The 14,528-nt window shown below is 28.9% G+C and carries 12 protein-coding genes and 2 pseudogenes; 13 read left to right on the top strand and 1 reads right to left on the bottom strand.

The window, feature by feature from the left end; translation table 11 throughout:
* From HGPB_RS06895 to HGPB_RS06855, 9 genes and pseudogenes are all read left to right on the top strand, one after another.
* Positions 1-401, top strand: a pseudogene (locus HGPB_RS06895) (MATE family efflux transporter); the annotation flags it as partial.
* A gap of 238 nt (positions 402-639) precedes the next feature.
* Positions 640-1,050, top strand: coding sequence for an RNA polymerase sigma factor (locus HGPB_RS06890; protein ID WP_005956601.1), 411 nt, complete (start codon positions 640-642; stop codon positions 1,048-1,050).
* A gap of 416 nt (positions 1,051-1,466) precedes the next feature.
* On the top strand, positions 1,467-1,634 hold the full coding sequence (locus tag HGPB_RS06885) for a hypothetical protein (RefSeq protein WP_003033296.1): 168 nt from the start codon (positions 1,467-1,469) through the stop codon (positions 1,632-1,634).
* Positions 1,635-1,732: 98 nt separating this feature from the next.
* Entirely contained in the window at positions 1,733-3,451 is a 1,719-nt protein-coding gene (locus tag HGPB_RS06880) for a recombinase family protein (RefSeq protein ID WP_019132963.1), read from the top strand.
* Complete coding sequence (locus tag HGPB_RS06875) at positions 3,444-5,186, top strand: recombinase family protein (protein WP_019132962.1); 1,743 nt, start codon at positions 3,444-3,446, stop codon at positions 5,184-5,186. The genes HGPB_RS06880 and HGPB_RS06875 overlap by 8 nt, the downstream gene beginning before the upstream one ends.
* Positions 5,179-6,699 carry a recombinase family protein gene (locus HGPB_RS06870; protein WP_019132961.1) on the top strand — a complete coding sequence of 507 codons (1,521 nt, stop codon included), beginning with the start codon at positions 5,179-5,181 and terminating at the stop codon, positions 6,697-6,699. Before HGPB_RS06875 ends, HGPB_RS06870 begins: the two co-directional genes overlap by 8 nt.
* A gap of 189 nt (positions 6,700-6,888) precedes the next feature.
* A complete protein-coding gene (locus tag HGPB_RS06865) occupies positions 6,889-7,692 on the top strand; it encodes a KilA-N domain-containing protein (RefSeq protein ID WP_019132960.1) in 804 nt (267 codons plus the stop codon).
* Positions 7,693-7,761: 69 nt separating this feature from the next.
* Positions 7,762-8,322: pseudogene (locus HGPB_RS06860) on the top strand (ABC transporter ATP-binding protein); the annotation flags it as partial.
* On the top strand, positions 8,309-10,804 hold the full coding sequence (locus HGPB_RS06855) for an FtsX-like permease family protein (RefSeq protein ID WP_019132958.1): 2,496 nt from the start codon (positions 8,309-8,311) through the stop codon (positions 10,802-10,804). The pseudogene HGPB_RS06860 and the gene HGPB_RS06855, both read left to right, overlap by 14 nt.
* Before the next feature lie 122 nt (positions 10,805-10,926).
* Here the strand turns inward: HGPB_RS06855 and HGPB_RS06850 are convergent, their stop codons facing one another.
* Positions 10,927-12,225, bottom strand: coding sequence for a sodium-dependent transporter (locus HGPB_RS06850; RefSeq protein WP_019132957.1), 1,299 nt, complete (start codon positions 12,223-12,225; stop codon positions 10,927-10,929).
* A 199-nt stretch (positions 12,226-12,424) separates the two neighbouring features.
* Here HGPB_RS06850 and HGPB_RS06845 point away from each other — a divergent pair, with 199 nt between their 5' ends.
* From HGPB_RS06845 to HGPB_RS06830, 4 genes are all read left to right on the top strand, one after another.
* On the top strand, positions 12,425-12,979 hold the full coding sequence (locus HGPB_RS06845) for an RNA polymerase sigma factor (RefSeq protein ID WP_019132956.1): 555 nt from the start codon (positions 12,425-12,427) through the stop codon (positions 12,977-12,979).
* Positions 12,966-13,373 carry a hypothetical protein gene (locus HGPB_RS06840; RefSeq protein ID WP_019132955.1) on the top strand — a complete coding sequence of 136 codons (408 nt, stop codon included), beginning with the start codon at positions 12,966-12,968 and terminating at the stop codon, positions 13,371-13,373. The genes HGPB_RS06845 and HGPB_RS06840 overlap by 14 nt, the downstream gene beginning before the upstream one ends.
* Positions 13,370-13,873 carry a DUF4367 domain-containing protein gene (locus tag HGPB_RS06835; protein ID WP_019132954.1) on the top strand — a complete coding sequence of 168 codons (504 nt, stop codon included), beginning with the start codon at positions 13,370-13,372 and terminating at the stop codon, positions 13,871-13,873. The genes HGPB_RS06840 and HGPB_RS06835 overlap by 4 nt, the downstream gene beginning before the upstream one ends.
* Before the next feature lie 160 nt (positions 13,874-14,033).
* The gene (locus HGPB_RS06830; protein ID WP_019132953.1) at positions 14,034-14,483 is read left to right on the top strand and encodes a universal stress protein; all 450 of its coding nucleotides are present in this window, start codon (positions 14,034-14,036) and stop codon (positions 14,481-14,483) included.
* The last annotated feature ends 45 nt before the right edge of the window (positions 14,484-14,528 follow it).

The following is a 14,528-nucleotide window of genomic DNA, read 5'->3' as shown; positions in this document are numbered from 1 at the left end:
TTGGAGGATTAGTTCTTGCATCAATATTTTGGATACCAGCATTAGCATTTTCAAAGAATATTCTGTCTTTATTTGGAGTAGAAGAAAGTATTATAACTCAGGGAATAGGAAACTTTAGACTATTTTATTCTATCTTTATCCTATATGGAGTAATGGTAATGACTATAACATTCTTCCAATCAATAGGAAACGCTAAAAAAGCCGGCATAATAGTAATGCTAAGACAGTTATTTTTATTCGTACCTGCCATGATTATTTTACCAATGATATTTGGAGTTAAAGCAGTATGGTTTGCAGAACCCCTTGTAGATTTAATTATGATAATAGCTGGTGTAGTAATGATGTTTGGGGAATTAAATAGGATGGATAAAATTAGTTTGAAAAATTCAAGTAATGAATAATAAGTAGGTTTATTTAAAAGAATGGAGGGAAATATGCAAATAAATATAATTAAATTACATTTACCTTTTTTCTTTGGTTTACGCTGTTTACAAGTTAGATAACTCAGTTAAAAAATTAAATATAATTACTATTAGAAAGAGTTTCTTTCATTCTAGAGGACTAACCATGCCCAAGAGCAGGAGTCCTCCTTTTTTTGTCTGAAAACATAAAGACAAAAAAAGAATGGAGGAAATATAAATGACAAAAGAATATTACCTTTATGTCGGTGGGCAAAAAATCAAAGTAAGTGAGCAGATATACAAAGTCTACTGGCAAGAAAGAGAACACGAAAAATATTTAGAGCAGGTGGACAAGAAAAACCACTTGCTATTTTTTTCGTCTCTAAATCACGATGGGAATTTTGAAGATAATCTAGAAGATAAAAATGTTGATGTTGAAAAAGTTGTAGCTACACAAATGATGATTGAAGCACTAAGAAATGCAATGTCAAAGTTAAATAAGGATGAACGGGAAATCATAGAAAGATTATATTTCAATGATGAAACACTTCGTGCAGTAGCAAAGACTAAAAATATCTCACATCCAACTTTAATTAAAAGACGAGATAAAATTTTAGAAAAACTAAAGAAATTTATAGAAGAACTATAAATTCTGGTTACCAAAGAGGGCAAATTTTCCTTTATAAAGTGAAGGGGAATTTTGTCCTCTTTTATATAAAAAAAGAAATTAATAGAAATTTGAACCTTGACAACTGAATAGACCAAGACAGGACATTAACCATTTGTGGAGCTTTATAATTTCTTCGCCATGACTTTTCTGCTGATAAGGATTTCGGCTTAAATAAATACTCTAGTTAAAAGAAGGATAAAAGAAAACGAGCGACAAAAAGAAATTATATATTCAGCCTAGGAAACTGATGCATTGAAGCAAATGGGGATAATGATACTTCTACAGTTGTTGCCGGCTCATCTTGAAAAGGGGCGGTGGTGAAATTCCAATGTCGTGGCCTACACGCCTGTTAATGTCAAAAAACTTAAAAATATTGAAGATAAGGAGAAGATATTATGTGTGATGAACATAATATAGATATAGAAATGAAAACAGATAAAAAAGATAAACAGACAATAAATCAAATTGATGGTTGGAATATAGAAGTTAAATTTAATGAAAATGGATTTAGTTTAGAAAATTTAGTAGAGGAATACATCAAAGAAAAATTTTCTGTCTATTAGGGGCTGACAAAAAATATAAGGAGCGTTATAATATTTTTGTGGAAGCCTAACCTTGGTTCGATTTATTGTATGTAAATTGAATTAAAGGAGGCTTTTTTATGTTTAAAAACAATTTAGCAAAAGAAAATTTGGCAGTTATGTATTTAAGATTATCAAAAGAAGATGGCGAAAAAACAGAAAGTAACTCTATATCCAATCAAAGAGAAATTATAAACTCTTATGCAAGAAAAAATCAAATTACAATGATCAAAGAGTATGTTGATGATGGATATTCAGGTGCAAATTTTGATCGTCCCAATTTTAAAGAAATGATAAAGGCTGCCTATGATAGAAAGTTCAATACAATTATTGTAAAGGACTTATCGAGATTCGGAAGAGATTATATAGAAGCTGGAAAATATATTCAAAGAATATTTCCGGACAACGGTATAAGATTTATATCAGTAAATGACAATTACGATAGTAAAAGTGCAGATATAAACGATACACATCTTATACTTCCTATAAAAAACTTCATCAATGACAGTTATTGCAGAGATATTTCCAATAAGGTAAAAAGCTCCCAGAAGATAAAAAGAGAAAAAGGTGATTTCATCAGTGCCTTTGCACCCTATGGATATAAAAAATCAGAAAAGAACAAAAATAAGTTAGTGGTTGATGAACAAGTTGCTAAAAACATTAAAAATATATTTGATATGAAGCTCTTGGGATATTCCTCAAAGGCAATTGCAGATGAACTAAATCATTTAGGAGTTTTAACTCCAAGAAAATATAAAGAAAGTCAAGGATTTAAGTGTAATGGATTTCAAAATACAAAAGGTGGAACTTGGTCAGCAAAGACAGTAAATAGAATTATAGAAAATGAAGTATATATTGGAAATACTTTACAAGGAAAGAGTGTTACTTTAAGTTATAAAAATAAACAGCAGATAGAAAAAGAGAAAGAAGAATGGATAAGAGTAGAAAATACCCATGAAGCAATTATAAGTAAAGAAGTTTTTACTATTGCAAATACTATGTTAAAAAGAGATTTGAATAATTCTCGTGGAAAGGACAAAATTGATATTTTTACAGGAATGCTTTTTTGTAAAGAATGTGGAAGTTCTTTGATTAGAAGGACTGTAAAGTATAAAAAAAGAGAAGAGGTTTTCTATATATGCTCAAAGTATAACAAGGAAAAATCTTGCACAAGACACAGCATAAAAGAAGAAACCTTGATAAAAGCAGTATCTAAAATAATGAAGTCCTACATTGAATTTAATGAAAATCTATATTCTAAAGTTCAGCGTATAGATATAAATAAAAATTTGAAAGATAATCAAATTCCTATACTAAAACGAGAAAAAGCGATGACAGAAGAACTCTTATCTTCTCTATACCTTGACCTAAAAGAAGATGTTATTAGTAAAGAAGAATATCAACTTTTTAGAAAAAACTATACAGAGAAATTGACTAAATTAGATGAAAGTATCGAGTATAGATTGAAAAAACAGGAAGATACTAAGGAGAAGATTGACAAAAATAAGAGTTGGATCATCGACATTAACAAGTATAAAAATTTATCTGAAATAGATAGATTGTCTGTTGTGATGCTTATTGATAAAATTTTTATTTCTGAAGATAAGACGATAGATGTTAGATTTAATCATACTGAAGAATTGTCTTTACTTGAAGAAATGACAAAAACGGATAAGCCTGATATTAAAACTAACACTATAAAAAAGAAAAGTATCGATAAAAGCAGGAAGTCAAATACTATCCCCACTGTTATGAATAAAAGTCTTGTAAGTGCTGAAAGTGAGGTATGCTGTGGCTAGAACAAAAAATAGGCATATATCACAATCAGAAACAGAAGTTGGAAAAGTGATTGAAAAAATATACATTGCCGGTATTTATGCTAGATTATCACAGGAAAGAAAGGAAGCTTACAGGGATAAAAGTAATTCACTTGAAATGCAGGAAGAACTTTGTATAAATGCTGCAAACGAAAAAGATATAAAGATTTTAAGAGTATACAAGGACTATGAATATTCTGGAACAAATTTTAAAAGACCTGCATTTATTGAAATGATGGAAGATATCCGAACAGGTAGGATAAATTGTATCATAGTAAAAGATATGTCAAGGTTTGGTAGAGAGTATTTAGAAATCGCAAACTATATCGAAAAAGTATTTCCATTTTTGGGAGTTCGATTTATTTCCGTAAATGATAATCTGGATACTAAAGACGGTATAAAATCAGATCAGAGTTATGAAATAGCAATAAAAAATATCTTCAATGATTTATACGCAAAAGATATTTCAAAGAAAATAAAAGCCTCTAAAGAAATAAAAATGAAACAAGGGTCTTTTATAGGAGCGATGGCTCCGTATGGCTATAAGGTTGATAAAATTGATGGTAAAAGAGTTCTGGTGATGGACGAACAGGCAGCAGATGTAGTAAGACTTATCTTTTATATGGCAAGTCAAAGAAAATCCAATATGCAAATAGCAAGAGAATTGACTAAAACATATACGACACCTGATGAATATAAAAGAACAGGTAAAATTTTTAAGGATAAAGAAGATATAAAACAATGGGATATTTCTCATATATCAAAAATGCTTTCTGATGAAGTATATATTGGGAATTTGATTCAAAGAGTATACTCAAATAGACATGATCCAAGTAGGAAAAGTAAGTTTCGTGATAAAGAAGAGTGGATTATAACAGAGAACACCCATGAAGGTTTGATAGACAAAACTACATTTGAAAATATCAGAGAGATAAAGGAGAAAAAACAAAACTATCTACCTTACCATTCACTGAAAAACATAATAAAAGACGGAAAAGAAAATGTTGGAGTAAAAATTCAAAGAGATTATAAAAAAGAAGGAAAGTATGATGACCTCATACAGTGCAGTGTTTGTGGAAGATATTTGAAAAAACGATATGGACCACGAGGACTGAAATATCATGATGAGATTTGCTATTGCTATTATTGTAAAGGTGGAGACAGATTAAACTTAGAAAAATCTCATGTAAGAATATACGAAACAGACCTAGACAAAATTTTAGTAGATACCTTAAAAAAACTGGTTTCAAGCTTTTATAAAAAGGATAAAAGATTACGACTAAAAATATATTTAGAAAATATAAGTACTGAAAAGATAAATCAAGTTTCTCTAAAAACAGATGTAAATAATAAAAAGATTGCTTCTCTTAGGATCAATTTACAAGAACAATATGAAAACTATGTTAAAGGAGAGGTTCTTTTAAGTGATTTTAAAATAGAAAGTAAAAAAATAAATAATCAAATAAAAACCTTAAAAAATGAATTAAAAGTTTTTGATGAAAGAATAAGAAATATAAAAAAGAAAAAAAGAGAAATTATAGAATTTATAGATGTACTATTTTGCTGCTTGGATGCTAAAAGCATAGAAGTTGATAAAGAATTGGTCGATACATTAATTAGCCATATAGAAATATCAGAGTATAAGCAGGTTACTATATATTTTAAGTTTAAACTTGATAAAGATGTGGGAGAGCAGTTGGAGGTAGAGCATGAATAAGATAGCTATATATTTAAGACTTTCTGAAGAAGATTATCACAAAGTAGATGAAAGTGTAAGTATAGCAAATCAAAGAGATTATATAAAAAGCTACATTGAAAATGAAACATCTTTAAAAAGTTGTGAAATAGAAGAATATGTAGATGATGGATATTCTGCTACTAATACAAATAGACCTTCATTTTTAAGGCTTATTGAGGATATAAAGAGTGGTAAAGTAGGAACTATAATTGTAAAAGATATGTCTAGGTTTTCAAGAGATTATATTTTGCTTGGGGATTACTTAAGCAATATATTACCATTTCTAAAAATACGATTTATAGCTATCAATGATTGTTATGATTCCATAAACGAAAATGGAAATGGATTAGATATGGATACACAGTTTAAGACATTGTATTATGATTTATTCAGTAAGGAATTATCTGAAAAGGTAAGAAGTTCTATTAGGCAAATTAAATCGCAGGGGAAAAATATAAATTGGGCAGCACCTTTTGGATATATTAAAGATCCTAAAGATAAACATAGTATCATCATTGATGAAAAAACAGCTTTTATAGTTAAAGAAGCTTTTGATTTATTGCTAAAAGGATATTCGTGTATTCAAGTGGCTAATATATTTAATGAAAAAGGTTATATTACACGCTCTGAACGAAAAGAAGAACTGAAACTTTCTGACTATACTGGAAATTTAATTACTGGAAGTGAGGTAAAGAAAAGAGTTTGGACAAATGCAGCTATCTCACAGATTACAAGGAACGAACTATATACAGGGGATTATGTATATAATAAATTCAAAGAAACAAAAATAGGTGGAAGAAAAAGAATTTTACTTCCTGAAGACGAGTGGAAAATACTTCCAAATACCCATGAAGCTATTATTTCCAGAGAAGTGTTTGATGAGGTAAAGAAAATAAAAGAAAAACGAAGTTTTGGGGGATATACAGGGAACAAAAATCGTTCTATTTTTTCTGATAAGATTTTTTGTAAAGAATGTGGTAGACATATGAGTTTTCGATGTGATAGTAGGCAAAAGAAGAATTCTGATAAAATATACAAGTATAAAAGTTATTATTGTAATTTATGTAAAGCTGAGAAAACACCAAACAATATCAAAGAGAAAGATATTATTGAACTTATAAAACCCAAATTAAAAGATTTTAAGATTCAAAATACATTAAATGAAGAGAAAGTTATAGAACACAAGAATGTGAAAGAAGAGATTCTAAAGGAAATATCCATATTAAACTGCAATTTACAAATCATCTATGAAAACTACAAAAAGAAAATTATTTCTAAAGAGGCGTATCTAAAGGAAAAATCTCTTATACAAGATAAAAAGATATTATTGGAGAGTAAATTGGAAGAGTTGAAGTCAGAGAAGATTGATTCAAGGAAAGAAACGGATATTACAGTCTTAGACGAAGAAAGTTTATTGAAGGCTTATTTAGACAATAAAATTGATAAGATAATTGTATCAAGAAGTGGAGAAATAGAAATTGTAGAAATATAGATGGATAGTATTAAAAGTAACTCATAATCTCGCCAACTTTAATTTTAATACGCCAAAATGAAAATAATGGCGAGAAAATTCGCAGAAATAAATAGTACTGTTTACTATGAGTTGATAGGGTAAATATTTAGGAATAAATAAAAAAATGATATAATTATAGTTAAAATGAGATATTATGAGGTGATTTTTGTGTCTAAAATAAATGTAGAAGGATCAGAAATTAGCATTATTGCCATAGATAATAGAGATTATATTTCTTTAACCGACATGGTTAGAAATGTTGAAAATGGTGTGGCACTAATAGAAAAATGGCTAAGGAATAAAAATACAATTGAATTTTTAGGAATATGGGAAGAAATGTATAATGCGAATTTTAATTCCACCGAATTCGAGGGAATTAAAAATGAAGCAGGTTTTAATCGTTTTATTTTATCGGTTAAACAATGGGTCAATAAAACGAATTCTATCGGAATTGTTGCCAAAGCAGGAAGATATGGTGGAACATATGCACATAAAGACATAGCTTTTGAATTTGCGTCGTGGGTATCACCTTATTTTAAGCTCTATCTTATTAAAGAGTTTGAGCGCTTAAAAGAAGAAGAGCAAAGACAATTAGGTTGGGATATCAAGAGGAATTTAGCTAAGATAAATTACAAAATTCATACAGATGCAATTAAGAATAAACTTGTCCCTGAGAAATTATCAAAGGAAAGAATAAACTATATCTATGCAAGTGAAGCAGATATATTAAATGTAGCTTTGTTTGGAATGACAGCAAAAGAATGGCGTGAAAATAATCCGGAGTTAAAAGGAAATATGAGAGACTATGCTGATATATCACAATTAGTGTGTTTATCAAATCTTGAGAACTTAAATGCTGTTTTTATAAATGAGGGAATGGATGCAACTGAAAGGATAGAAAAATTAAATGCAATTGCTATTGAACAAATGAGGATTCTAACAGAAAGTGAACGTATAAAAAAGTTAAAATAATAGTTTTGTATATAAATTAGGCGATAGAAATATCGTCTAATTTTATGTAACAATTGCTTGACATTGTAGGGCAAATCTACACTACTTCATTTACTTGCAGGAGTAGATACACCAACAAGTGGTGATATATTTATTCAAGATAAAAATATTACCAAGTTTAACAAAGACGAAATGACAGTATTCCGCAGAAGAAATATAGGAGTTGTCTACCAATTTTTCAATCTAATTCCTAATATTAATGTAAGAAAAAATATCCTACTTCCTCTTTTATTAGACAATAAAAAAGTAGATGAAGAATATTTAAAGGAAATTTTATCAATACTAGGAATAGAAGGAAAGCTTGATAGGTATCCAAAACAATTATCGGGTGGAGAGCAACAAAGAGTTGCCATTGCCAGAAGTTTGATTACAAGACCTGCCATCATTCTAGCAGATGAACCTACGGGAAATCTCGATAGAAAAAATTCTGAAGAAATCACAGGACTTTTCAGACTTGTAAATAAAAGATTAAATTCTACAATTATGATCATTACTCATGATGAAAAAGTAGCAAATTCTTGTGATAAGGTCTATAGAATGGTAGATGGTAGGTTAAATTTCTTAGGAGATGAAACTTATGAAAATTATTAATGACCTAGCTGATGGAACTGTAAAAAATAATAAGAAAGACAGTTTTGCTATTAAAATTTCCATACTTTTAGCAGTTATTCTACTAGGAACTGTAATTTTTATCTTTAATGCAATGAGAACCGAACAGTATAATTATGTTAAGAAAAATGTTGGAGACTACCATGTGTCAATTAGTGAAATTGACGAGAAACTTTATGATAAATTAATAAATGATGAGGATATAGAAAAAATTTCTTTTAATAAAATCATAGAGACAGATTTAAATGCAACTATCTATGAATTTGGAGATTCTACTGGTCTTATAGGTTTTGATATTAAAGAGGGAAGAAAACCTAATAATTCAAACGAGATTTTAGTTCCAGAGAAATTTTTAATAAAAAGTAAAGAGTACGATTTGGGCTCTGAAATAACTGTTCGTGATAAAACTTATAAAGTAGTTGGAGTTTATGATGATTATTCTAAATCATTTGAAGAGTCTATGCTTATAGGTTTGACTGAAAGTGATGACAAGAAAGGTTTATTTGAAAAAAATAATGAAATAGAAGCCCAAATTTGGTATAAAAATATAAGGGATACTTATACAAAAACTAGGGAAGTTTTGTCTGAAATGAATATTGACGAGAACCATGCCTTAGACATTGGGAGAGTTTTTTATAATAAAGATATCTTAGAATATAAGATGGTCTATCCAAAAGGAATCATCCCACCAAAGAGTGTTGTAAACTTAGCTATAGAAAAATATGGAGCAGGCTTCTTTCTTTGCCTACTTTTTGCTTTTATCATTTATGGTTCTTTTAATGTATGGAACAATAGGGATTTAAAGGAAATTTCTCTATTAAAAAGCACAGGTATGACAGATAAGCAGGTCAAAAAAATGATTCGAAAGAAAGCTTTTAAACTTTCAACCTTACCAATAGCCTTGGGAACAATTTTATCTTTGGCATTTGCAAATCTTCTCTTATACTTGATGTGGCTTAATAATTCAATATCCTATAAAAATATGTCTGAGATATTGGGAGAAAGTTTAAAATCCCCAGGTTTTTATTTCGTCTATCCAAACCCTATTTCTATAATAATGATTATATTATTGTCAATCCTAACAGTTTATTTATCTGCGATAATCCCTGCTAGGAAAAGTGCAAAAATAAAAATTATAGAAGGTTTAAATGGGATTACAGAAAAAAACATTAAATTGGGTAAGTCAAAAATAAATGGACCTATAGAAAAGACTTTAGCAAAAGATTATTACAGGTCTTATCGTTCAACCTATCGAATTATTGTAATTTCCATGGCTCTGTCTGCTTTTGCCTTGACAGCAGTTTTAGTTAGCCAGTCCTATAGAGCTTTGAATGAAAAATATAATTCTTATAAAAGTCCGTATAATTTTAATTCAAGTATTTATACAGATGGTTATTTAGACAAAAACTTATTAGATAGCTTAGAAAAAGTCGAAGGAATAAAAGAGTTTCACCTATATCAAAGAAATGACACCAAATTTTACCTTGACGATAATAAAGATTTTATGTCTAAGGATTTAAAAAATTCTCTTGATAATGGAAAAATAACAAAAGATAGACTATATGCAAGCATATACGCCTTAACAGATGAAGATTTTGAAAAGCTTTTAAAAGAAAATAACATCTCTCATGCATCTTATTTATTGCTTAATAAGATAAGAAAAGATAATAAAACTCCGTATGCTTTTAGTGAGTATATAAAAATTTCTGATAAGGATACAGGAAATCTTACCTTAAAATATAATGCACAGGGACAACCCATAAATTTAAATATAGATAGAAGTATAGAAGAAATACCTTATGATTTAGAAGCCTATAATGACAACGAAATACCTATATTTACTAGCACAAGTAATATGAGAAAATTTATTGACGAGTATGGAATAGATGAATCAAATCCTGTTTACTATTATTTTGTAAAAATAAAGGCTGATAAAAACAAGGAAAAAGTATTTGAAGATGCCGAAAAAGTAATTTCAAATTATGTGCCAAAGTCTGACCGCGGCACTTCTACAGAAATTATAAAAGCTGCTATGAATAAAGAACAAATGAGAAATGAAAAATTATTAAATCTTGGCATCCAAATCATTCTTATAACCATCGCTCTGTCCAATGCCTATAATAGTTTTAAAGGCAACCTTAGGGCAAGATCCAATGACTTTAAACTTCTATCAACCACTGGCATGACAGAAAAACAAATGGAAAAGATGGTCTTTGGAGAAGGGAAAATATTGTTTAAAAATATTTTCTTAGCCTATATCTTTATGTTCATTATTGGAATTGCATTGAGAGCCTATAGAAGTAACTATGAATTAGCATTTGCGATAAAAGGTCTGATAACAAATATGAATTATATCCCTCTAATAGTAGTATTTGTATTTATGATTGCAGGAGTTTTATTTGCAATAAAAAGTGGTTTTAAAACAATAAACGAAAACTCAGATAATACTTTCAAGAGTATATAAGAAAAAGGCTGTGAGCATTAAACTCACAGCCTCTCCTTTTGCAAATTCAAATTAAAAATTCTCTGAATTAGTTTTTTAAATTCAAAATTGAACAAACTTTTAAAAACCCAACTTTTTCTATTTTATAGAAATTGTGTAATAAATATTATAACTATAGCAATAGGTGCAATGTATTTAATACTTATGCGCATCCAGCTTTGAACAAATGGGCTTTTTATATTTGCAGCCTTGATTGTATTTTCAATACCCCAAACATAACCGCAGAAAATATCAATGATAAGACAACCAATAACTAAGATAAAGTTACTTTCGATCTTGTCTAAAAGATTAAATAAAGCGTCATTTCTGATTGAGAAAAATGCTATAAATAAAATAATTGCTACAGAAATAATAAGTGATTTTACTCTAGAAAAACTATACTTTTCACTAAGAAGTCCAACAATAGCTTCAAGAATTCCAACAGATGAAGTAAATGCAGCTATATAAAAACCTAAGTAGAATAGCATAGATAAAAATCTACCAGCTGGTATAAGGTTAAAAGCATTAGGTAAAGTTAAGAAACTTAGTGCAACACCTTCTGCAGCTTCGAGATTTGTAGCAAAAACTATTGGCATGATCATAAGACCAGCAGCAATTCCTGCAAAAATTAAAGCTATACATATAACAGCTGAACTTTTAAAAATATCTTCATCTTCATTTTTAATATATGATCCAAAAACCATTGAACCTAACATGGCAAGACCAAGTGCAAAAAAGGCTTGTCCCAAGCAGGTTAGTAGTGAATTCATAGAAAACTTTGATGCATCAGGTAGGAATAAAAATCTAACCCCATCAATAGCACCTTCAAGCTTTAGAGATGAAATAATTATTATTGCCATTATTACAAATAAAGCTGGTAAAAGAATTTTTGAAATTCTTTCAATTCCCTTTTGCACACCGAATAAAATTACAGCAACATTTAATAAAATGTTAATAGTGAAAAATAAAAAGACTGCATTTTTATCAGCATTAAAAGTATTAAAATAGTTAACAACTCCATCAGCATCAAGACCAGCTAAAGAACCTTGGAAAGATGCAACAACATATTTAAAGATCCAAGCATAGATTGGTGATGTGTATCCTAAAATTAAAATAGCAGCTATTAAGTGAAGATAACCAGCATAGTACCATTTTTTTCCAGGAGCTAGAGTTTTATAAGCATCAATTGCTGTTCTTTGAGTAGAAAAGCCAATCGCTACCTCACAAGTCATAAGTGGAATACCAATAATTAAAATTATAGCTATGTACATTATTATGAAAATTGCTCCACCATTTTCTCCAACGACATAAGGAAAACGCCATAAGCTTCCAATTCCAAGAGCAAGGCCAATTGCTACAAGAATAAATCCAATTATAGAGCTAAAGCCCTCTTTCTTTTCCAAAAAATCATCCTCCATATTAAATTATCAATTAATATATAAATATTAACAGATAAACTAGAACAAATTAAGTTATTTTTGATATTTTTCAAAAAATATTATAAATCTTTGTAATATTTTTAGTGATTGAACGTATTAACTATTGAAGCTAGCTAAAATAAAGATTAATTAAATTTAAAAGGCCGTGAAGGGAGATGATCTCTTGAATAAAGAAGGATCTATAGATATAGGATCATACAAGGCGAAAGAGAAATACAATTTTGAAGAGATATATGATGAATATTTCACTAGGGTTTATAAATTTTTATCTTACAGAATCAACAATGAAGATGATGTTAAAGATTTGACTGCTGAAGTATTTAAAAAAATATTTAGCAAATTATCTAGCTATGATAAAGAAAAATCTAATTTAGACGTCTGGATTTTTGCCATAGCAAGAAACGCACTCTATGACTATTATAGAAAAATTAACAGGAGGCAGATTCTTCCACTAGAAAAGATAAAAGATATGTTTTCTAGCGATAAAGATCTGCACGAAGAAGTAGAAAGAGCAGAAGAAATTACTTATTTAAAGAAGGCAATAGAAAAATTAAACGAAAGAGAAAAACAAATTATTTCTTATAAATTCGGTGCAGAATTAAATAATAAAGACATAGCTGATTTAATGAATCTTAGTCAGTCAAATGTTTCTGTAATAGTTTATAGGACTATAAACAAGCTTAGAAAAGAAATGGAGGAATACTATGAATTCAAGTGAAAAATTTAATCAAGAACTAGATGATTTATTAAAAAGAGATTATATAGACGAAGATTCTGAATTTTTTGATGAGCTTAAATTAGCAAGAGATGTAAAGAATCTGCAAAATCCTAATAATAAAGTTGAAAAGGAGATATACGATAATATGAAAAATAAAAAATCAAAAAAACCATTACAAATTGCAGCAGTAGCAGCATGTCTAATCATTGCTCTACCAATTACAACAAATGCAGGACAAGAGCTTTATACACGAATAAAACAAGCAATATTACCATCTGGTAGGGTTGTAGTAAATGAAGAAAACCAAACTTTGATCCATCTCAAGATCAAGAAGTTCCTGATGGATATAAGGGACATGTCTTTGATAAAAACGGAAAAGCACTTGAAAAAATGAATCAAAATACAAGACTTTATGATAAAGATGGAAATGAAATAAAATCAATAGCCTATGATGAAGGAAGCAAAAAATACTCTTTCTATACAGAAAAAGATTTAGAAGAAGAGGAAAAGAAATATACATTCTATGATGATCAAGAAAAAATTGCAGATGAAAAATTAAACTTTAAACCACTTTTATTACCAGAAAAATATAATTATCAAAATGCCCGTGTTTATAGTGAAGCTGGAGAAAAATCTGATTATGCACACTTCACATATAAAGATAGCAAAAACAGAGAAATAATACTTTTTGAAAGCGTATCAAGTAAAGAAGCGGCATATGAAACAGGCGGAAGTGATGTAAAAGAAATTAATATTGATGGGGTAGATATAATTTTCCACGATGGTGATACTTTTGAATTTGAAAGGGATGGACTACTTATTACTTTATTATGTAGAAATATGACTTATGAAGAAATAAAAGAAGTCTATAAGGATATCTATCTTTATAAATAAAATCCAAGGTAAACGAAAGGGGAAGCCGAAAAGGCTTCTTTTTTCATTTAACAAATTAATGTGAAAAATTAATAATATGTTAAAAAATGATAAAATGATTTGTTTATAGGGTATATTAAAAATAAGAAAAGATAAAAAACATTTAACTAGGAGGTAAGACATGAAAATTTTAGTACCTATTGACGGATCAAAAGCATCAAAAAGAGCAATTGAAGAGGCAAAATTAATTGGTAAAAAGTTTGAAGCAGAATTAATAGCTTTTACAGTAATACCTGAAACTACAATCTTTGAACAATTTCCAACTAACTTCCCTTATGCATTAGAAGTTAGCGAAGCAAATACTGAACACGCTGAACTTGTGTTATCAGATATAGAAAAATTACTTAAAGATTATCCTTATAAAACAGAAACCTTATATAAGACTGGAGACCCTGCAAGCGAAATTGTTGAGTTTGCTAAAGAAAAAGAAATTAATTTAATAATCATGGGCAATAGAGGTCTAGGAGCATTTTCAAGAACTCTACTAGGTTCAGTTTCATCTAAGGTAATTAACCACTCTAGTATCTCAGTATTATTAGTTAAGGGAGATAAAAATATTTTAGATAAATAAATTAATTATGTAAGTTTTAATATATTTATTTGATGGGAGGAATGA

It is taken from the genome of Peptoniphilus obesi ph1 (assembly GCF_000311865.1).
Taxonomy (GTDB): domain Bacteria; phylum Bacillota; class Clostridia; order Tissierellales; family Peptoniphilaceae; genus Peptoniphilus_E; species Peptoniphilus_E obesi.
Note: the sequence above shows the minus strand (reverse complement) of the source record. Positions and strands in the feature narration are given on the sequence as shown.